General features: G+C 62.8%; 22 protein-coding genes. 12 read left to right on the top strand and 10 right to left on the bottom strand.

Going from position 1 to position 18359, the window contains the following annotated elements:
* Window positions 1-500 precede the first annotated feature (500 nt).
* The 4 genes from tauA (at window position 501) to X760_RS52450 (ending at window position 3434) form a co-directional block, all read left to right on the top strand.
* Window positions 501-1514, top strand: a complete 1014-nt coding sequence (tauA, locus tag X760_RS52465; protein ID WP_023718776.1) for a taurine ABC transporter substrate-binding protein — start codon at window positions 501-503, stop codon at window positions 1512-1514.
* 75 nt (window positions 1515-1589) lie between these two features.
* Complete coding sequence (locus X760_RS52460; RefSeq protein WP_023718775.1) at window positions 1590-2363, top strand: taurine ABC transporter ATP-binding protein; 774 nt, start codon at window positions 1590-1592, stop codon at window positions 2361-2363.
* Window positions 2360-3226 (top strand): ABC transporter permease subunit, encoded by an 867-nt coding sequence (locus X760_RS52455; RefSeq protein ID WP_023718774.1) that lies wholly within the window; start codon window positions 2360-2362, stop codon window positions 3224-3226. The genes X760_RS52460 and X760_RS52455 overlap by 4 nt, the downstream gene beginning before the upstream one ends.
* 19 nt (window positions 3227-3245) lie before the next feature.
* A complete protein-coding gene (locus tag X760_RS52450) occupies window positions 3246-3434 on the top strand; it encodes a hypothetical protein (protein ID WP_023718773.1) in 189 nt (62 codons plus the stop codon).
* 59 nt (window positions 3435-3493) lie between these two features.
* Here X760_RS52450 and X760_RS77190 read toward each other — a convergent pair whose 3' ends face one another.
* Window positions 3494-3679, bottom strand: a complete 186-nt coding sequence (locus X760_RS77190) for a hypothetical protein (RefSeq protein ID WP_023718772.1) — start codon at window positions 3677-3679, stop codon at window positions 3494-3496.
* Window positions 3680-3983: 304 nt separating this feature from the next.
* On the opposite strand from X760_RS77190, the gene X760_RS52440 reads away from it, so the two are divergent.
* The 3 genes from X760_RS52440 to X760_RS52430 all read left to right on the top strand — a co-directional run bounded on the left by X760_RS52440 (window position 3984) and on the right by X760_RS52430 (window position 6704).
* On the top strand, window positions 3984-4343 hold the full coding sequence (locus tag X760_RS52440) for a septal ring lytic transglycosylase RlpA family protein (RefSeq protein ID WP_023718771.1): 360 nt from the start codon (window positions 3984-3986) through the stop codon (window positions 4341-4343).
* Between the two features lie 253 nt (window positions 4344-4596).
* Window positions 4597-5874: a polyhydroxyalkanoate depolymerase gene (locus tag X760_RS52435; protein WP_023718770.1), complete on the top strand. Its 1278-nt coding sequence runs from the start codon at window positions 4597-4599 to the stop codon at window positions 5872-5874.
* 212 nt (window positions 5875-6086) lie between these two features.
* Window positions 6087-6704, top strand: coding sequence for a transglutaminase-like cysteine peptidase (locus X760_RS52430; RefSeq protein WP_023718769.1), 618 nt, complete (start codon window positions 6087-6089; stop codon window positions 6702-6704).
* Window positions 6705-6713: 9 nt separating this feature from the next.
* Here X760_RS52430 and X760_RS52425 read toward each other — a convergent pair whose 3' ends face one another.
* From X760_RS52425 to X760_RS52410, 4 genes are read right to left on the bottom strand one after another with little or no spacing between them, the layout of a single operon-like run.
* On the bottom strand, window positions 6714-7082 hold the full coding sequence (locus X760_RS52425; protein ID WP_023718768.1) for a helix-turn-helix transcriptional regulator: 369 nt from the start codon (window positions 7080-7082) through the stop codon (window positions 6714-6716).
* 38 nt (window positions 7083-7120) lie between these two features.
* Window positions 7121-7657 carry a Smr/MutS family protein gene (locus X760_RS52420; RefSeq protein WP_023718767.1) on the bottom strand — a complete coding sequence of 179 codons (537 nt, stop codon included), beginning with the start codon at window positions 7655-7657 and terminating at the stop codon, window positions 7121-7123.
* The gene (locus X760_RS52415) at window positions 7654-8760 is read right to left on the bottom strand and encodes a murein transglycosylase A (RefSeq protein ID WP_023718766.1); all 1107 of its coding nucleotides are present in this window, start codon (window positions 8758-8760) and stop codon (window positions 7654-7656) included. Before X760_RS52415 ends, X760_RS52420 begins: the two co-directional genes overlap by 4 nt.
* Window positions 8761-8783: 23 nt before the next feature.
* Window positions 8784-9491 carry a Tim44/TimA family putative adaptor protein gene (locus tag X760_RS52410; RefSeq protein ID WP_023718765.1) on the bottom strand — a complete coding sequence of 236 codons (708 nt, stop codon included), beginning with the start codon at window positions 9489-9491 and terminating at the stop codon, window positions 8784-8786.
* 198 nt (window positions 9492-9689) lie between these two features.
* Here X760_RS52410 and X760_RS52405 point away from each other — a divergent pair, with 198 nt between their 5' ends.
* The gene (locus X760_RS52405) at window positions 9690-10181 is read left to right on the top strand and encodes an FxsA family protein (RefSeq protein WP_023718764.1); all 492 of its coding nucleotides are present in this window, start codon (window positions 9690-9692) and stop codon (window positions 10179-10181) included.
* A gap of 113 nt (window positions 10182-10294) precedes the next feature.
* Window positions 10295-10795 carry a protein-export chaperone SecB gene (gene secB / locus X760_RS52400; protein ID WP_023718763.1) on the top strand — a complete coding sequence of 167 codons (501 nt, stop codon included), beginning with the start codon at window positions 10295-10297 and terminating at the stop codon, window positions 10793-10795.
* Window positions 10796-11066: 271 nt separating this feature from the next.
* On the opposite strand, the gene dnaQ is transcribed toward secB, so the two are convergent.
* From dnaQ to X760_RS52375, 5 genes are all read right to left on the bottom strand, one after another.
* On the bottom strand, window positions 11067-11786 hold the full coding sequence (gene dnaQ / locus X760_RS52395) for a DNA polymerase III subunit epsilon (protein WP_023718762.1): 720 nt from the start codon (window positions 11784-11786) through the stop codon (window positions 11067-11069).
* An 84-nt stretch (window positions 11787-11870) separates the two neighbouring features.
* Window positions 11871-12473: a dephospho-CoA kinase gene (coaE, locus tag X760_RS52390; protein ID WP_023718761.1), complete on the bottom strand. Its 603-nt coding sequence runs from the start codon at window positions 12471-12473 to the stop codon at window positions 11871-11873.
* A complete protein-coding gene (locus tag X760_RS52385; protein WP_023718760.1) occupies window positions 12470-13312 on the bottom strand; it encodes a shikimate dehydrogenase in 843 nt (280 codons plus the stop codon). Before X760_RS52385 ends, coaE begins: the two co-directional genes overlap by 4 nt.
* Window positions 13305-13904, bottom strand: a complete 600-nt coding sequence (locus X760_RS52380) for a Maf-like protein (RefSeq protein WP_023718759.1) — start codon at window positions 13902-13904, stop codon at window positions 13305-13307. The genes X760_RS52385 and X760_RS52380 overlap by 8 nt, the downstream gene beginning before the upstream one ends.
* Window positions 13905-14072: 168 nt before the next feature.
* Complete coding sequence (locus X760_RS52375) at window positions 14073-14891, bottom strand: pyruvate, water dikinase regulatory protein (RefSeq protein ID WP_023718758.1); 819 nt, start codon at window positions 14889-14891, stop codon at window positions 14073-14075.
* A 401-nt stretch (window positions 14892-15292) separates the two neighbouring features.
* Here X760_RS52375 and hemE point away from each other — a divergent pair, with 401 nt between their 5' ends.
* From hemE to rho, 3 genes are all read left to right on the top strand, one after another.
* Window positions 15293-16321: a uroporphyrinogen decarboxylase gene (gene hemE / locus X760_RS52370; protein WP_023718757.1), complete on the top strand. Its 1029-nt coding sequence runs from the start codon at window positions 15293-15295 to the stop codon at window positions 16319-16321.
* 5 nt (window positions 16322-16326) lie between these two features.
* Window positions 16327-16869: a protoporphyrinogen oxidase HemJ gene (gene hemJ / locus X760_RS52365; protein ID WP_084642637.1), complete on the top strand. Its 543-nt coding sequence runs from the start codon at window positions 16327-16329 to the stop codon at window positions 16867-16869.
* Between the two features lie 161 nt (window positions 16870-17030).
* Complete coding sequence (gene rho / locus X760_RS52360; RefSeq protein WP_023718755.1) at window positions 17031-18296, top strand: transcription termination factor Rho; 1266 nt, start codon at window positions 17031-17033, stop codon at window positions 18294-18296.
* Window positions 18297-18359 lie beyond the last annotated feature (63 nt).

The following is an 18359-nucleotide window of genomic DNA, read 5'->3' as shown; positions in this document are numbered from 1 at the left end:
ATCCTTCAATGTCCATAAGAATACTAGACTTATCCCCGAGCACAGGAAATTCACTTTCAATTGTTCGGCCGTTCGCAGCATGGATTTGCCGGTGACCGGGCCAAAACGGAAAATTCTTGTTTGCGGCTGATGGCGCAATCACCGGTCGCTCCAACGGACAGCGAAGCCAGAGGTGAGGTGGAGCCAAGAAGGCAATTGAGGTGCTGCGCCATTGTTCAAAGCAGCGACGCAGCGGAGACCCGAGGATCGATGCCGCTATACTGACCAACGAATGCAGATCCAATAGTGCGCGCCATTCCGTCTCTGTTTCGGCTGACCTGACCGTCAACAGACCTTAGGCCGAGGCCCGCTGCAGCCGCCATATCCGCCTTCGCGCCGCGCCACTGACGGCTTTTTTCTAACAAGACGGCAATGGTTGGAAGGATTTAACTCTACAAGCCTTATAGACTTAGCTGACTATGAGGGAGCGATCCGATTTTTCTCTTTTCAAGGAGCCTTTCATGTCCACTATTTCGCGACGCGTCGTTCTCCTGTCCTCGGCGGCTCTGGCTGGTGCCGGCTTTCTCGGCCCAGCCCATGCGAAGGACCTCAAGATCACTATCGGCTACCAGACGGTCGTCGAACCCTCGAAGGTGCCGCAGGCCGACGGCGCCTATGAGAGCGCGACCAAGGCGGCAATCGACTGGCGGAAATTTGATTCCGGCGCCGACGTGATCGCCGCCGTCGCTTCCGGTTCGGTCGACATCGGTTATGTCGGCTCGAGCCCGCTGGCGGCGGCGGCGAGCCGCGAGCTTCCCATCCAGACCATCTTCATTGTCGGGCTGATCGGCGAATCCGAGGCCCTTGTCGCCCGCAACGGCGCCGGCATCGAGAAGGTCGCCGACCTTGCCGGCAAGAAGGTGGCGGTACCCTTCGTCTCGACGACGCATTACAGCCTGCTTGCGGCGCTGAAGCATGAGGGTGTCGAGCCGAAGTCGGTCGATATTCTCAATCTGCGGCCACCGGAGATCGCGGCGGCATGGGCGCGCGGCGACATCGACGCCGCCTATGTCTGGGATCCGGCACTCGGCCAGATCAAGACGTCGGGCAAGGTCGTGCTGGATTCCTCGCAGGTCGCCGCCTGGGGCGCGCCGACTTTCGACGCCTGGATCGTGCGCACCGACTTCGCCGAAAGGAACCCGGAGGCGGTGCGCGACTTCGTCAAAGTGACGGGCGCTGCCTATGCCGAATTCCTGGCCAAGCCGGATCAATGGTCGGTGTCCTCGCCGCAAGCGGCCAAGATCGCCAGGATCACCGAGGCCAAGCTCGAAGACGTGCCGCAACTGCTGAGGGGCTATGTCTTCCCGACGCTCGAGGAGCAGGCCTCGGACAAGTTCCTCGGTGGCGGCACGGTCAAGGCAGTCGAGGCGACGTCGGCCTTCCTCAAGGAGCAGGGCAAGATCGACGCCGTGCTGCCGGATTATTCGAAATACGTGTCGTCGAAATATGTCGGCGAGGCGCTTGCCTCGAATTAGCGACCGCTCAATGCGCGCGTCCTCCCTTCCCTGACGCGCGCGTTGCCTGCAGATTCAGAATATCGGCGACGCCACATGACGCATCTCCTGCTCGACAAAGTCTCGATTCATTATGAAGGCCAGCCGGCGCCGGCCGTCGAACGCGTGTCGATTGACGTCGCCAAGGATGACTTCGTTGTCCTGGTCGGCCGCTCCGGCTGCGGCAAGACCTCGCTGCTCAATGTCGCTGCGGGTCTGGTCGAGCCTGTGCGCGGCAGCGCCACGGTAGGCGGCAGGCCGATCACGGCGCCAGGCTCGGACCGCGCCGTCGTGTTCCAGAACGACGCGCTGTTTCCGTGGCTGACCGCGCGGGAAAATGTCGCCTTTGCGCTCAGGCTGCGCGGCGTCGGGCCAAGTGAACGGGCGCGGCGCGCCGATGCGCTGCTGGCGCTGGTGAAGCTCGACGGTGCCGGCGACAAGCGCATCTGGGAGCTTTCCGGGGGCATGCGCCAGCGCGTCGGCCTGGCCCGGGCGCTGGCGGCCGAGCCGCAATTCCTGCTGCTCGACGAGCCGCTGGGCGCGCTCGATGCGCTGACACGGGAACGCATGCAGACAACGCTGCTCGATCTGTGGACGGCAAGCAATGTCGGCGTGCTGATGGTGACGCACGGCATCGAGGAAGCGCTGGTGCTCGCAACCCGCATCATTGTGCTGGCTCCCGACCCTGGGCGGGTGGTGCGGAGTTTCGAAACCGGCTTCAGCCGGCGCTATGCAGCCGGCGAGGCCATTCGCAGCATCAAGGCCGATCCCGCCTTCGCCGCGGCGCGCGGCGAGCTGACCGATGCGATCTTCGAAGGAGAGGGAGCATGACCGTTACCTCCTATACCGAGCGGCCGCAGCGCTCCAAGGCCGACGACGGAGCCGACGCGCTGTCCGTGCCATGGTCGCGGTCGCGGCCGAGACGCAGCCGCGTTTCGGCCCGCATGGTCAGCGCGATCACTGTTCTGGTGGTGCTGGCGGCGTGGGCACTGTCGGCCCGCCTGCAATTGGTGTCGCCGGTTTTCCTGCCGTCGCCCGTGGCAGTCTGGAACAAATTTGTCGTCGTCGCCCGTGACGGCTTTGTCGACGCGACGCTGCTCCAGCATATCGCCGCCAGTCTGTGGCGGGTATTTGCAGCGCTGATCGCGGCCGTTTTCGTCGGCGTTCCCATCGGGCTGGCTATCGGCATCAGCATCATAGGGCGCGGCATCTTCGATCCGCTGCTCGAATTGCTGCGGCCGATCCCGCCGCTGGCCTATCTGCCACTAATCATTATCTGGTTCGGCATTGGCGAGCCGTCCAAGATCCTGGTGATTGCCATCGCCATGCTGGCGCCGGTCGCGCTGTCGACGGCATCGGGTGTTCGCGGCGTCTCGCAGGAACGCATCAATGCGGCACGCGCGCTTGGCGCGACCCGCACGCAGCTTGTCCGGCACGTGATCCTACCCAGCGCACTGCCCTCGATCCTGACCGGCCTGCGCATCGCGCTTGGCGCCGGCTGGTCGACGCTGGTTGCCGCCGAGCTGGTGGCGGCGACGCGCGGGCTCGGCTTCATGATCCAGTCCGCCGCCCAGTTCCTCGTCACCGACGTGGTGGTGATGGGCATACTGGTGATCGCGGCCTTTGCCTTCGTGCTCGAATTCATCATCCGCAGGATCGAGCGGGTGCTCGTCCCGTGGGCGGGGCGGGAGTGACCGGATCGGAGACGTGACGATGCCCCATTCCACCGCTGTGCTGCTTGCGCGTTTCGGCCATTGGCTCCGCCTGATCAAGGCCGGAGACAAACAGCCGCCTGAGGACGAACGCAAAGCGCCGACGCCGGTGCATCTGGACGCGGAGCGCAACCGCTTACCGCCGCGCGACGAAAGTTTCTACTGGGGCTGGCAATACTGGTCGCGGTGACCGGCCGCCACAGGTCCGCTGTGCGCTGCTCTGGCGGGAGCCTGAGGATCGACGCCTGCTCAAACGCGCGAACGGTTCGCCCAGGCCAGGCCGGCCAAGCCAACCAGCGCGGTGACGATGCCGACATAGAGCCATTGCGACTGGCCGGTCATGAAGCTGCCGCCGATAAGGCCGATGCCTTGCAATGACCACAGCACGCCGATGGCGAGCACAATCAACGCCAGCAGATTTTTGATCAATCTCACTGCTAAAACTCCTTTCCAAGTCGATCATCTGCCGCGCTCCTGCCGGAATGGAACAGCGAAAGAAGCGGCCCGGTCAGGCCAACTTCTACTTAGATGCAAATCTCTGATCTTGTGCAAGACGTGCTGAGGTCGATGCAAAGATCATCAAAGAAGCTGTGCCGTGCTGCGGAAACTCTCTGACAAATTGTTTCGCACCGACTCCAAACGTGTAACATTGTCATGGAACCGACAGATCATTGCCGCATTTGCTGCCTCATTCGCCTCTAACCGCTGCGGGTCTGTCAACGGAGCCAGTCCCCAACACATGAACAAAAGCAACCAGACTGCGCTTGCCGCGGCCATGATCGCGGTTGGCCTGATGGTCGGCGCATCCACTGCCAGCGCCGCCGCTCAGTGCGGCCGTGCCTCCTGGTACTCACTGCATTCCAGAACCGCTTCCGGCGAACGCATGAACCCGTCGGCGCTGACCGCAGCGCATCGCAGCCTGCCGTTCGGCACCAAGCTGAAGGTGACCAACCGCAACAATGGCCGCAGCGTCGTCGTGCGCATCAACGATCGCGGCCCGTTTATCAGGGGCCGCGTGCTCGATCTGTCGAAGGGCGCCGCCAGCCAGCTCGGCTTCATCAGCTCGGGCCATACCGCCGTCTGCATGGCACGCGTCTAACAGTCAGAGCGCCAGGCCGGACACCTCCTCCGACGATCGCACCGATAGGCGTACCCTTGGCTACGCCTTCGCAGGTGCACATTGAGCCGGCTGTTGCCGTTGAAGGCGGATTCCCAACGTCTTGGACGAAAGAATGAGCATAAATCACGCAAGTTGACGTATTGCATCGCAGCAAATTGTTGCTAACCTCCCGCAAGACAAGGCTCGGCGCTGCTCGTCGGCCCTTCGATCGCAGTCGGCAGCGGGGTTCTCGATGTTCTACCAGCTTTACGAACTGAACCATGCCGCCTTGCAGCCGGCCCGCCTCTATGCCGATGCGGTGCGCCTGTTCTACTCCAATCCGCTCAATCCGGTTTCACACACGTCCTGGGGCCGCTCGGTCGCGGCAACGGCCGAATTGTTCGAACGCACGACACGCCGCTACGGCAAGCCGCAATTCGGCCTGACCAAGACCGTGGTCGACTGGAAAACCGTCGAGGTCAGCGAACGCACCGTCTGGTCGCGGCCGTTCTGCAATCTGGTCCGTTTCGAGCGGGCTGTCCCGGCCGGGCGCCGGCCGGATCCGAAGCTGTTAATCGTCGCACCGATGTCGGGCCACTATGCGACGCTGTTGCGCGGCACGGCCGAGGCGATGCTGCCCTATGCGGACGTGCATATCACCGACTGGGTCGACGCCCGGATGGTGCCGCTTGCCGACGGCAGCTTCGACCTCGACGACTATGTCGACTACATTGTCGACATGCTGCATGCGCTGGGACCCGACACCCACGTGATGGCGGTGTGCCAGCCGTCGGTGCCGGTGCTGGCGGCGGTGGCGCTGATGGAAGCCAAGGGCGATCCTTTCGTGCCCTCGACGATGACGCTGATGGGCGGCCCGATCGACACGCGCCGCAACCCGACGGCGGTCAATTTGCTGGCCCAGGAAAAGGGCATCGACTGGTTCCGCGACAACGTCATCATGCGCGCGCCCTGGCCGGTGCCGGGCTTCGGCCGCGACGTCTATCCCGGTTTCCTGCAGCTTTCGGGTTTCATGAGCATGAACCTGGATCGCCACATCATCGCCCACAAAGACTTCTTCATGCACCTGGTGAAGCATGACGGCGACAATGCCGAGAAGCACCGCGAATTCTATGACGAATACCTGGCGGTGATGGATCTGACGGCGGAATTCTACCTGCAGACCGTCGATACCGTCTTCGTCCGCCAGGCCTTGCCCAAGGGCGAAATGACGCATCGCGGTGTGGCGGTCGACCCTTCGGCGATCCGCAATGTCGCCCTGTTCACCGTCGAGGGCGAGAACGACGACATCTCCGGCCTTGGCCAGACCAAGGCGGCGCACGACCTCTGCATCAACATTCCGGCCGACAGGCACGCCCATTACATGCAGCCGGCGGTCGGCCATTACGGTGTGTTCAACGGCTCGCGCTTCCGCTCCGAAATCGTGCCGCGCATCGTCGATTTCATTACCAGCTACGGCCGCCAGAACCGTGTTGCGGTGAAGCCCAAGCTGGTCAGGACCGGCAAGAAATAGGCGACCAGCGATGATGCCCGTCAATCCGCATCAGGTCGGTCAATGCCAAAATCATCGGTTGGCGGGGCCGTGCGGCCGGTCGACCTGTTGCACAATAGTCGCGTTGGCGCCACGCAGGTAACCATGCCGCAAAAATCAATCCATCCTCATAATTGACACCGACTGTAAATACCCCTTAACGTTTCGTTAACAACAAGGGACAAGCGGGGACAATGATTTCCTCACCAATGGCGAGAACGCTACGCCTGTGCGCGCTGGCTGGACTTACTGTGGCGGCAGGTTGGGCCAGTTCGGCCTCGGCAGCCAGCCCGATGATAACAGGTGGTCCGACGTCGCAGCCGATCGGCCATTATGATTTCTGCAAGACCTACCCGTCGGAATGCTCGATCCGCCCGAAGGATCTGTCGCCCGCCAGCATGACCGGCTCGCTGTGGCGCAAGCTGCTCAGCGTCACGGTAAAGGTCAACGCCGCCGTCAAGCCTGAGAGCGACTTCGACATCTACGGCAAGGACGAGGTCTGGGCCTATCCCGACAAGGGTGTCGGCGACTGCGAGGACTATGTCCTGGAAAAGCGCCGTGAGCTGAACCGGCTGGGCGTCTCGTTTGCCGATCTGCTGATGACCGTCGTGCGCAAGCCGGATGGCGAAGGCCACGCCGTGCTGACGGTGCGCACCGACAAGGGCGACTACATCCTCGACAATCTGACCGACCAGGTCCGTTCCTGGGACCAGACCGGCTATCGTTTCCTCAAGCGGCAGGCGATCGACAATACCGGCCGTTGGGTCTCGATCCGCGGCGGCCAGCAGGTTCTGGTCGGCTCGGTCCAGTAACAAAGCAACTCATTTCGGCCGGTTCAGCGCGGCGCGGAGCGACGCAATGATGCGGCGAAGCTCGGCTTCGTCGAGCTTTTCGATGTTGTCGGCCAGGAGATTGGCAAGCTCGGTCGCCGCCGGGCTAAGGCCGGACGTGTCGAGCTTGACGCGCGGATGCGAGGTTTCGGCCAACCGCGCCAGTTCCTCGGCGTCGTCCCAAATGATGTTGAAATAGCCGATGATCTTCTGGATCAGCGTCCAGCTCGGCGCACCGCGGCGGCCGTGTTCGAGCGCCGAGAGATAGGCTGCGCTGACGCCGATCGCCTTGGCCATGTCCTTCTGGGTGACGCCGCGCTCGTTTCGCAGCACGCGAAGCTTTTCGCCGAACGGGGTCACGAGCACATCCTCATGGGCGCATCCTCATGGGCGCATCCTCAAGAGCGCGCCCGCCGCAGACGGACGTAAAGCGCGCCCGAGCCGCCATGATTGCGGGCGGCATGGTCGTGGCTGGAGACAAGGGGCCGGAAGGCGGGCGTCGACAGCCATGACGGCACGGCGCGTCGCAAGACGCCGTCGCCGCCCGACGAGGAGCCCTTGCCGGTGATTACCAGGACATAGCGGATGCCGCCGGCATGCGCCCGGTGCAGGAAGGAAAACAGCAGCGAATAGGCTTCGTCCTGGGTCAGGCCATGCAGGTCGACGCGGCCTTCGATCGGCAGCCGGCCCTTCGACAGCTTGTCCAGCGTCGGTTCGTCGAGTGCGTGGGAAACATGCTGCGCCTTCGGTTTCGCGGCTGCGGCAGCATTGCCCGCGACCTGTACTGGCGGCGGCGCCTGCCTGGCGTCGTCGATCTCCGGCCCAATGTTGGGAATATCGACGGCGATCTTGCCCTTCAGCGGCTTTGTCGTGCGCGCCACCAGGTTCCATAGAACCCGGTCGTCCTCGCTCAGCCTGTCGATGCGCCGGGTCATCGATCTGCTCCTGAAATCAGCGACCGGGGGATCAGCGCATAAAAATCGGCGGCGTTGCGGATAACGCCGGCGATCTCGCCGGCCGCATCGCCTGACCCAGCGAACAGATCGCCGCGGGCTGGCCCGGTGATCGCCGAGCCGGTGTCCTGTGCGATCATCAGCCGCCGGAACGGTTTTCCGTCGAAGGCGGTCAGCGACGGCGCATCGATATGGAAGGGCGTGCCGAACGTGTGCAGCAGTCGGTCGACGGCGATCGAGCGGCCGGGTGCCAACGGCACCTTGGCGGCAGCGATCGGGCCGAGCTCCGGGTCGTCGACGCCCATCTCGCGGAAGAAGATGTAGGAGCGGTTGCGCCAAAGGATCTCGTCGACGCGCTCCGGACGCGCCTTGAGCCAGGCACGGATCGACTGCATCGTCACTTTTTCCAGCGGGATCTCGCCTTCGTCGCTCAGGATCGTGCCCGGTCCGGTAAAGCGCTGGCCGGATTTGGCGGCATAGGTGACGCGGCAAAGCTCCCCGTCGGTCATGTTGAGCCGCGCCGCGCCCTGCACGTGGATGAAGAAGGCATCGACCTTGTCGGCGAGCCAGGCGATTTCCAGGCCTTGTCCAGCGAGCGCGCCGCGTTCGATCTCGCCGCGGTCGAAATATTCGACCGGGTCGTTCGGCGCCGCACGAGCGAAGGCAAGATAAGGATCCATGCCGGAAGGACGATTGCCATCGTCGATGTCGACAAGGTCGGCCGGGCGGGTTAGCAACGGCACCGAAAATCGTCGCGTGCGCACCGGCGAGGCGTCGACCTCCGGCTCGTAGAAGCCGGTGACGAGGCCTGGGCCGCCGTTTTCCGCCCCTATATGGGCCGGCACAAAGTAGCGCTCGAAGAAGCTTCGGGCCTCCAACCGATTCGCCGGCGAAACGGTGCGCGCTGCGGCATAGGCTTCGGCAAAGGCGCCGAAATCGACGCCGAGCGCGCCGGAGCGGTAGGGTTTCGTCAGGACATGAAAGGCCGAGCGGCGAAAGGCGTCAAAGGCAGGGAGTTGGTCGTCCTCGTCCCAGCCCGGCAATTCGCCAAAGGACTTTTCGCTGAAGACTCGAGAAAGCGACACGACAGCCCCCGCCGCCGTCCAGTTCAGTCTTCTTCTTCGGTGGCGACGAGCTTCCAGTTCGGATCGCGCGAGCGCGCGTCACGAGCGAAGGTCCAGACGTCCTTGACCTCGGCGACGGTCTCGGGATCGCCGTCAATGACGGCGCCGGCCTTGTCGCGGGTCGCTGAAATCAGTTCGCTGACAATGCGCAGCGTGATGTGCGCCTCGCTGCCCTTCATCTCGGCCGAAACGATGTCGGCCTTGTCGATGCCGACGAAGGAGGACTGGATTTTTTCGGCTTTTGCCTCGCGGTCGCCGATGGCCGCGACAAAGCCGTCATAGACCTCGCGCGACAAAAGGTTCTTCAAGGTTTTGCGGTCGCCATCGGCGTAGGCCATGACGATCATCTCATAGGCCATCTTGGCGCCGTCGACGAAGGTCTTCGGGTCGAAGGTCGGATCATTGTCCTTGATCGCCCGCAGGCCCCGGTTGAGATCTGTGTCGGGCTTGGCAAAGGCGTCGATCGCCGTATAGGCATCGGCCGCCGGCTCTCCCGCCAGCCGCTTGCGCGGCAGCGAAACCACGTTCTCGGGTTTCTGGGCGGCATCCTTGTCGTTCTTGCGCCCTGCCGTATATGGATCGAAGGGCGGGCGTTCGTTGCCCGTGCGTCGGCCAAGCACGTTGCGCAGCTGGAAGAAGATCACCACCGCCGCAATCAGAAAGAAAATTGTGCCGAAGTCGAAGAAGCCCATATCTTGCGCCAATCAATCCCTGCTTTGGCCGGACCAGCGGCCAAGCAAGGGCCGCGATCACATAGCGTTCAGTATCCAAAGCATATAGAACGCATGGCGCAATCATTCAAATCAAAGGCAGCCATACCTATCTAACAGCTCTGGTGCCAGCGGCGATTGCTCGCCGGCCGGCAAAACATCGAAACGATCGGTCAAGATTTGCGTATCTCGCTGCTTCCCCTGTTTGTTCTTGCGCTTCCGCTGCTGGAGATAGCCGGTTTCGTCATTGTCGGCCGCCAGATCGGCGCGCTGGCGACGGTCGGGTTGGTGCTGGCCTCGAGCGTCGCCGGCGCCTTGCTCCTTCGACACCAGGGTTTTGGCGTCATGGCCAGGGTCCGTGCCGAAATGGATGCCGGCCACGATCCGAGCCGCCAGCTTGCGCACGGCGCCATGATCGTTCTGGCCGCGATCCTTTTGATCATCCCCGGCTTCATCTCGGATATTTTCGGCATTCTACTGTTCCTGCCACCGGTGCGCGATCTTGCCTGGCGGATGCTGAAAGGCCGCATCGTGCTGGCCACCGATTTCGGCGTTGGTTTGCGGGCAAGGCAACGCGGCAAGACCATCGATCTCGACGACGGCGACTATTCGCGCGCCGACGACCATGCGCGCGGGCCTGACTCTCCGTGGCGCCGCCTCAAGGACGAGTAGCCGCAAGGCAACCGGCGTCTTTTGCAAACTTGTCTTGTCGTGCCGGCCATGATAGCGAACGCCCGAATTTCAATCCGGTCAGCAACGCTGCCCAGGCAAAAGGATCACAGCTTATGGCCAGCAACGACGACGCCCCGACCGGCGCAGCCAACGGTAATGGAAATGCGGAGCAGCCTTCGCTCAACGTGCTTGCGCAATATGTGAAGGACCTGTCCTTCGAAAGCCCCGGCGCGCCAAACTCGCTGCGCGGCCGCGACAAGGCCCCCGGCATCGCCATCAACGTCAACGTCAACGCCAACCCGCTTTCGGACAAGCAGTTCGACGTCAATTTGACGCTGAATGCCAAGGCGTCGTTCGACCAGGAAGTGCTGTTCAATGTCGAACTGGTCTATGGCGGCGTCTTCTCCATCAGCGGCTTCCCGCAGGAGCACATGCTGCCGATACTGTTCATCGAATGCCCGCGGCTGCTGTTCCCGTTCGCCAGGCAGATCATTGCCGAGGCAACGCGCAATGGCGGCTTCCCGCCGCTGATGCTCGACCCGATCGATTTCGCGCAGATGTTCCAGCAGAAGCTGGCCGAGGACCAGGCCGCCGCCAAGGTCAAGGTGAGCTGAAGGCGTTTGTGTCTCGATAGCGTTTGAGAAACCCCGCCTTGCGCCGGGTTTTTTTATGAGCCGCTGGCGGGACAGTGCCCCCTCTGGCCTTCCGGCCATCTCCCCCTTAAGTGGGGAGATCGGGACTTCACGTCAGCCTTCGCCAATCCTTCATCGTCGCAGGAATGAGCGAGGCGCTGGGACTGCCAATCTTTCCCACTGAGGGGGAGATGCCAAGTGGTGGCTAAAAGGGCAGGACAGAGGGGGCGACGGATCACTCCGCTCAAAATCACTATGCCGCGGAACTCGCTTCCCGGCCGATGCGCAGCCAAAGCGCCTTTTCGCCGAGGCTGCCAACCATGCCCGCGTGTGCAGCGCGCTCGGCATCGGTCAGGCGCGAGGGCAAGGCGATGGGCCTGACGCCGATCGAAATGTCGATGTCGTCGACATTCTGTCGTCCGCCCGCCGGCGTCATGATGCTGTCGAGGATGAGGCTGGCCTGCTTGCCGCCGATAAGCTCGATATAGACCTCGGCCAGCAATTCCGAATCGAGCAACGCGCCGTGCTTGGTGCGACGGCCATTGTCGATGCCATAGCGGCGGCAGAGCGCGTCGAGCGAATTGGGACCCATTGGATGCTTGCGGCGCGCCAGCGCCAGCGTGTCGACGATCCGTCCGGGATCGATGGCCGGATGGCCAAGCCGGCCGAATTCGAGATTGAGGAAGCCGATGTCGAAGCCGGCATTATGGGCGACCAGCTTGGCGCCGTCGATGAAGGCCAGGAACTCCTCGGCGATCTCCATGAAAGTCGGCTTGCCTTGAAGATCGGCGGCGCTAATGCCGTGCACGGCCTGCGCCTCGTGATGAATCGGGCGGCCTTGTGGGTTGATGTATTTGTGGAAGGTGCGGCCGGTCGGAAAGCGGTTGACCAGCTCGATGCCGCCAAGCTCGATGACGCGGTCCTCGCGCGTGTCGAGGCCGGTGGTTTCCGTATCGAAGATGATCTCACGCATCGAATCAGTCCATTGGTTCCGCGTCATTCTAGCCGAATCACACCCGGAACAAAATGGCAACAAGTAATGTGGGCTGCAAGCCTCTTAACCCGGCCTGGCTGCTTTATCCCCGACTAGTTCGGCGACGATCGCATTGACAGCCGCGCGGGCGGCGTCAAAGCCCTGGCCGGTGTCGACGACGAAGTCGGCGCGCCGGCGCTTTTCGGCGTCGGGAACCTGCCTGGCCAGGATCGACGCAAACTTTTCCTCGCTCATGCCCGGGCGCGCCAGCACGCGGGCGCGCTGGATCTCGGCCGGCGCGGTGACGACCACAACCTTGTCGACGCGATCGCGGCCGCCGGTCTCGAACAGCAGCGGTATATCGAGCACGGCAAGTGGCGCGCCGGCGGCACGATTTTGCGCCAGAAAGGCATCGGCGTCGGCACGGACCAGCGGATGGATGATCGCTTCCAGCCGTTTCAGCGCGGCGGCATCGCCGAGCACCCGTTCGGCCAACTTTGTGCGATCGACCGCACCGGATCGGGTGGTCCCGGGAAAGACCACCTCGACCATTGGGGCGGCCTTGCCGGCATAGAGGCGATGCACCGCCTCGTCGGAATCATGGACCGGCACGCCGGCCTCGGCAAACATCTTTGCCGTGGTCGACTTGCCCATGCCGATCGATCCGGTGAGGCCGAGCACGATCATGGCTTCGCGCCGATATCGGCAATGATCATTTGCCGCAGTTCGGCGGTGACCTGCGGCCTGGTGCCGAACCAGCGCTCGAAGCCGGGCACCGCCTGGTGCAGCAGCATGCCGAGCCCATCGACGGTCTTGAGGCCGCGCGCGCTGGCTGCGGCGAGCAACGGCGTTTCCAGCGGAACATAGACGATGTCGGTGACGATGGCGCGGTCGGGCAGTCTGCCCGGATCGGCGGACAGGCCTTCATTGCCATGCATGCCGAGCGCTGACGTGTTGACCAGCAGGCCGGCATCTTCGAGCAATTCACCGGCCGCCGCCATGCCATGGGCGGAGACGCCGGCACCGAAGCGGTCGCGCAGCTCCTGCGCCCTCGCAAGCGTCCGGTTCACGATGCGGATATCGTTGACGCCGCGCTGCTTTAGCGCATGGATGACCGCGCGAGCGGCACCGCCGGCACCGAGCACAACGGCCGGGCCGTCGGCCGCCCAACCCGGTGCATACTCGTCCAGATTGGCGGCAAAGCCATGGGCATCGGTATTGCCGCCCCACAATTCGCCATCCTCAAACCACAGTGTGTTGACCGCACCGATTTGTTCGGCCGCGTCGTCGCGGCGCGCCGCCAATGCGAAGGCGGCCTCCTTGTGCGGGATGGTGACGTTGCCGCCGCTATAGCCTTGTGCCTGCAGCGTTTGCAGGAATTCGGCAAACGCTTCTGGCGCAACGTCAATGGCCTCGTAGACGCCGTCGATGCCGTATTTCGCCAGCCAGTAGCCGTGGATCTTCGGTGACCTGGAATGGCCGATCGGGTGGCCGGTGACGAAGGCTTTTTTCGAGGCCTCAGCCATCGATCGCCCCGAGCTCACGCAGCTTGGCCAGCACCGGCAAAAGCGGCAGGCCAACAATGGTGAAGTAGTCGCCCTCGATCTTTTCGAACAGCTGGATGCCCTCGCCTTCGATCTGGTAGGCACCAACGCTGGACAACGCCTTGGCGCCGACGCGCGCCAGATGGCGGCCGATGAAGGCCGGATCGAGCTTGCGCATGGTCAGGCTGGCGATGCCGACATGCCGCCACAGAACCTGGCCGTCACGGGCCAGCACGACGGCACTGTTGAGCTGATGCGTCTTGCCCGACAACGCCAACAGATGACGGCGCGCGCCTTCCATGTCGGCCGGCTTGTGGAACAGCTCGTCGCCGAGCGACAGCGTCTGGTCGCAGCCGAGCACCAGGGCGCCGGGCTTGCGCTCACTGACTTCGGTGGCCTTGGCCTCGGCAAGCACTAGGGCGACGTCCTCCGGCGACACGCCGCTATTTTGCAGCGGCGCCTCCAGCGCACGTTCGTCGACAGAAGCCGGAACCGCTTCGACCACAACGCCGGCATTGACAAGCAGCGCCTTGCGGAACGGGCTGCCCGAGGCAAGGATGATTTTTTCGGCCATTTTTTTCGCCCGTTTTCTGGCGCTCACTAGGGTGTGTCGAGATTCAGGCAGGCCGCGCCGAGAGTGGTGGCTTCCGAGAACCGGAGCGGAGTGTACTTAAAGTACGTGAGCACCGGAAGCGGGGGAAGCCGCCGTTTGCAGGCCGGCATCACCTGAATATCACACGCCCTAGCGCGTCTTGCCGCGCAGGGCAACGATAGCCGCCGCCGTCTCCTCGATCGAACGGCGGCTGACATCGATCATCGGCCAGCCATGCCGTGTGCAGATCTGGCGGGCGTAGGCGAGCTCTTCGGCGATCGCGGCGCGGTCGACGTAATCGGTCGGCTCGTAGGCGCTGTTGCCGAGAACGCGGTTCTGCCGGACCTGGGAGATGCGCTCGGCAGTGGCGATCAGGCCGACGATCAGTGGCCTCCTGGCGTAGACCAGGCTTTCCGGCACCGGCACGCCGAGCACGATCGGGATGTTGGCGGTCTTGATGCCGCGATTGGCGAGATAGATGCTGGTCGGCGTCTTCGAGGTGCGTGAGATGCCGACAAGCACGATGTCGGCATCGTCCATATTGGCCGGCAGCTGGCCGTCATCATGCTCCATGGTGAAATTGAGCGCGTCGATGCGGCGAAAATATTCGGCGTCCAGCACATGCTGGGCGCCGACGCGGCGGCCGGCCGGCGTGCCGAGATAGGACTGGAACACCGTCAGCACCGGCTCCAGTACCGAGACGCAAGGCAGGCCCATCGCCGCGCAGCGTTCATCGATGCCACGGGCAAGCTTCTGGTCGACGACGGTGTAGAGGATGATGCCCGGCTCCTCCTCGATGTCCTCGAACACTTTCGTCACCTGTTTTTCGGTGCGGATGAGCGGGTAGATGTGTTCGATGGCGCGCGCATCCTTGTATTGCGCGGAAGCGGCGCGGCCGGCGGCCAGCAGCGTTTCGCCGGTGGCGTCGGAAATCAGGTGAAGGTGAAAGAAGCTCTGCGGTTTGTTCACAGGATACATTCCAGGCTGTGGGCCGATGTGGATAAGCCGGGCGGAAAACTCGGCCACCGCCAAGCGACTGTATCAGATGCCGGTTTGTCCACAATTCGATGTGCTGTCGGCTTCTTCGGGCGGTTGGGGACAAGTCCGGGGACGGAGCTTTTTGCCTTCGCTTCATCCACAGGGGCAAGTTCCTTGGCCTGGCGGCAACGCATTGACTCCAGTCGGAAATTCCCGGCTTTCCACAAAGTCCTGCAATCCCGTTGGAGAAGCGCGCGACAATATGCTGGCTGGTCTTTTCCAGGGCAAAGCGGGACAGGAGACAACCACCACAACCAACAGACTCTTAGAATCATAAGATTCCTAAAAATAGAATATTTAATTATAGGGAAGCCTGGAAAGGCGAGCGCTCAATGCCTCAAGACCGGATCGTGCTGGACGTGTTGAGAGGCAAGGCAGCGTTTCCGCCGCCGCTCTGGATTATGCGCCAAGCCGGCCGCTATCTGCCGGAATACCGGGAGACGAGGAGACGGGCCGGATCGTTCCTCGATCTTTGCTACGACCCGGATCTCGCCGTCGAAGTGACGCTGCAGCCGATCGAACGCTTCGGCTTCGACGCATCGATCCTGTTTTCCGATATCCTTGTCGTGCCGCATGCGCTCGGCCGCGACGTGCGCTTCGAGGAAGGACGCGGCCCGCTGTTGACGCCGATCTCGGCTGCGGAGATCGAGGCTCTCGACGGCGAAACGTTTCACGTGAATCTCGAGCCGGTCTACGAGACGGTGCGGCGATTGCGCGCCAGACTGCCTGATGAAACGACGCTGATCGGCTTCTGCGGTGCGCCCTGGACGGTGGCGACCTACATGATTGCCGGCCACGGTACGCCCGACCAGGCGCCGGCCAGGCTGTTCGCCTATCGCGAGCCGGCGGCCTTTCTTCGGCTCCTGAAAGTGCTCGCCGATCATTCGGCTGCCTATCTGATCCGGCAGATCGAAGCCGGCGCCGACGTGGTGCAGATCTTTGATTCGTGGTCCGGCGTGCTCGACGAAGCGTCTTTCGAGTTGTTCTGCGTCCGGCCGGTGGCCGAGATTGTCCGGCAGGTGAAGGCTGTCCATCCCGACGTTCCGATCATCGGCTTTCCCAAAGGCGCCGGAGATCACTACCGGAGCTATCGCCAGACGACCGGCGTGACCGGGCTGGGCCTCGACTGGGCCGTGCCATTGTCGACTGCGAAGGAATTGCAGCGTGACGGCGCCGTGCAAGGCAATCTCGATCCGCTGCGGCTGGTGGCCGGCGGCAAGGCGCTTGCCGACGGCGTGGGGGCGATCCTGAAGGTGTTAGGGGACCGGCCGCTGATCTTCAACCTCGGCCACGGTATCACGCCGGAGACGCCGCTCGCGCATGTCGAGCAGATGGTCAAACTGGTGCGGAGCGCGTCGTGACGATGATGGGCGCAGACAATGCGAACAGCACGAACAGCGGTAGCGGGGCGACGCGCCGCGCGGCAATCGCGATCGCCATTTTCCTCGTGCTGGCCGGGCTGCTGTTTCTCTTCGGGCCCGATGATTTCTATCCCTGGGCAAAGGCGATCCATGTGATTGCCGTCATCTCCTGGATGGCGGGCATGCTCTATCTGCCGCGCTTGCTGGTCTATCATGCTGATGCCGAAAAAGGCTCCGTCCAGTCGGAGACCTTCAAGGTAATGGAGCGCCGCCTGCTGCGCGGCATCATCAATCCGGCGATGGTGATTACCTGGGCGTTCGGCCTGTGGCTCGCCTGGAAAGGCTTTGGTTTTCAAGGCGGCTGGCTGCATGCCAAGATCGCTGCGGTGGTGGGTCTGTCGGCCGTGCATGGCTATTTCGCCGGCGCCGTCCGGAAATTTGCCGAAGACCGCAATGAAAAACCGGCAAGGCACTGGCGGATCGTCAATGAGATCCCCACATTGCTGATGGTCGTCATCGTCGTCCTGGTTATCGTGAAACCATTCTGACGTATTCGGTGCCCGCAAAAGGCGGCTTGCTCTTTCACCCGACCGACGATAAAAGACGGGTCTTCCTTCCCGTCATGCGCCGCCCGTCATCGCTTTCGGCCGCGCCCGGCATTTGTCGCATCCCGCCGATATTTTTCCCAAAGCTCATTCAGAGTCCGTCCATGCAAGAAATGAAACTCACCGAGTTCAAGAACAAGAAACCACCAGAGTTGATCGCCTATGCGGAATCGCTCGAGGTCGAGAACGCCAGCGTCATGCGCAAGCAGGAGCTGATGTTCGCGATCCTGAAGAAGCTGGCGGCACAGGATATCGAGATCATCGGCGACGGCGTCGTCGAAGTGCTGCAGGACGGCTTTGGCTTTCTGCGCTCGGCCAACGCAAATTATCTGCCAGGTCCCGACGACATCTATATTTCACCCTCGCAGATCCGGCGGTTTTCGCTGAAGACCGGCGATACGGTTGAAGGCCCTATCCGCAGCCCGAAAGAGGGCGAGCGCTATTTCGCGCTGCTCAAGGTCAACACAATCAATTTCGACGATCCGGAAAAAATCCGCCACAAGATCCACTTTGACAACCTGACGCCGCTCTATCCGACCAAGCGGCTGAAGATGGAGATCGACAATCCGACCACCAAGGACATCTCGCCGCGCGTGATCGACCTGGTCGCGCCGATCGGCAAGGGGCAGCGTGCGTTGATCAATGCGCAGCCGCGCACCGGCAAGACGGTTCTCATGCAGAACATCGCCCACTCGATCACCGCCAACCATCCGGAATGCTATCTGATCGTGCTTCTGATCGACGAGCGGCCGGAGGAGGTTACCGACATGCAGCGCTCGGTGAAGGGCGAGGTGATCTCGTCGACCTTCGACGAGCCGGCGGTACGCCATGTCCAGGTTGCCGAGATGGTGATCGAAAAGGCCAAGCGCCTGGTCGAGCACGGTCGCGACGTGGTGATCCTGCTGGATTCGATCACGCGTCTCGGCCGCGCCTACAACACCGTCGTGCCGTCATCCGGCAAGGTGCTGACCGGCGGTGTCGACGCGAACGCGCTGCAGCGGCCGAAGCGCTTCTTCGGCGCCGCCCGCAACATCGAGGAAGGCGGCTCGCTGACCATCATCGCCACCGCGCTGATCGACACCGGCAGCCGCATGGACGAAGTCATCTTCGAAGAGTTCAAGGGCACCGGCAACTGCGAAATCCAGCTCGACCGCAAGGTGGCCGACAAGCGCATCTATCCGGCCATGGACATATTGAAGTCCGGCACCCGCAAGGAAGACCTGCTGGTTTCCAAGCAGGATCTGCAGAAGATCTTCGTGCTGCGCCGCATCCTGGCGCCGATGGGAACTACCGATGCCATCGAGTTCCTGATCGACAAGCTCAAGCAGACCAAGACGAATGCGGACTTCTTCGATTCGATGAATACGTAGGGTTGGGGGCTGGCCGTTGCCTTCGTCATCCTCGGGCTTGGCCCGAGGATCCATGCCGTGAGC

Origin of the sequence: Mesorhizobium sp. LSHC420B00 (assembly GCF_000503055.1) — a bacterium.
Lineage (GTDB): Bacteria > Pseudomonadota > Alphaproteobacteria > Rhizobiales > Rhizobiaceae > Mesorhizobium.
This window is presented reverse-complemented; position numbering and strand designations above follow the sequence as displayed.

Excerpts from the sequence above, each read along its gene's own strand:
- tauA (WP_023718776.1), top strand. The coding sequence starts at position 501 with ATGTCCACTATTTCGCGACGCGTCGTTCTCCTGTCCTCGGCGGCTCTG.
- X760_RS52460 (WP_023718775.1), top strand. The coding sequence starts at position 1,590 with ATGACGCATCTCCTGCTCGACAAAGTCTCGATTCATTATGAAGGCCAG.
- X760_RS52455 (WP_023718774.1), top strand. The coding sequence starts at position 2,360 with ATGACCGTTACCTCCTATACCGAGCGGCCGCAGCGCTCCAAGGCCGAC.
- X760_RS52450 (WP_023718773.1), top strand. The coding sequence starts at position 3,246 with ATGCCCCATTCCACCGCTGTGCTGCTTGCGCGTTTCGGCCATTGGCTC.
- X760_RS52440 (WP_023718771.1), top strand. The coding sequence starts at position 3,984 with ATGAACAAAAGCAACCAGACTGCGCTTGCCGCGGCCATGATCGCGGTT.
- X760_RS52435 (WP_023718770.1), top strand. The coding sequence starts at position 4,597 with ATGTTCTACCAGCTTTACGAACTGAACCATGCCGCCTTGCAGCCGGCC.
- X760_RS52430 (WP_023718769.1), top strand. The coding sequence starts at position 6,087 with ATGATTTCCTCACCAATGGCGAGAACGCTACGCCTGTGCGCGCTGGCT.
- X760_RS52420 (WP_023718767.1), bottom strand. The coding sequence starts at position 7,657 with ATGACCCGGCGCATCGACAGGCTGAGCGAGGACGACCGGGTTCTATGG.
- X760_RS52410 (WP_023718765.1), bottom strand. The coding sequence starts at position 9,491 with ATGGGCTTCTTCGACTTCGGCACAATTTTCTTTCTGATTGCGGCGGTG.
- secB (WP_023718763.1), top strand. The coding sequence starts at position 10,295 with ATGGCCAGCAACGACGACGCCCCGACCGGCGCAGCCAACGGTAATGGA.
- dnaQ (WP_023718762.1), bottom strand. The coding sequence starts at position 11,786 with ATGCGTGAGATCATCTTCGATACGGAAACCACCGGCCTCGACACGCGC.
- coaE (WP_023718761.1), bottom strand. The coding sequence starts at position 12,473 with ATGATCGTGCTCGGCCTCACCGGATCGATCGGCATGGGCAAGTCGACC.
- X760_RS52385 (WP_023718760.1), bottom strand. The coding sequence starts at position 13,312 with ATGGCTGAGGCCTCGAAAAAAGCCTTCGTCACCGGCCACCCGATCGGC.
- X760_RS52380 (WP_023718759.1), bottom strand. The coding sequence starts at position 13,904 with ATGGCCGAAAAAATCATCCTTGCCTCGGGCAGCCCGTTCCGCAAGGCG.
- hemE (WP_023718757.1), top strand. The coding sequence starts at position 15,293 with ATGCCTCAAGACCGGATCGTGCTGGACGTGTTGAGAGGCAAGGCAGCG.
- hemJ (WP_084642637.1), top strand. The coding sequence starts at position 16,327 with ATGGGCGCAGACAATGCGAACAGCACGAACAGCGGTAGCGGGGCGACG.
- rho (WP_023718755.1), top strand. The coding sequence starts at position 17,031 with ATGCAAGAAATGAAACTCACCGAGTTCAAGAACAAGAAACCACCAGAG.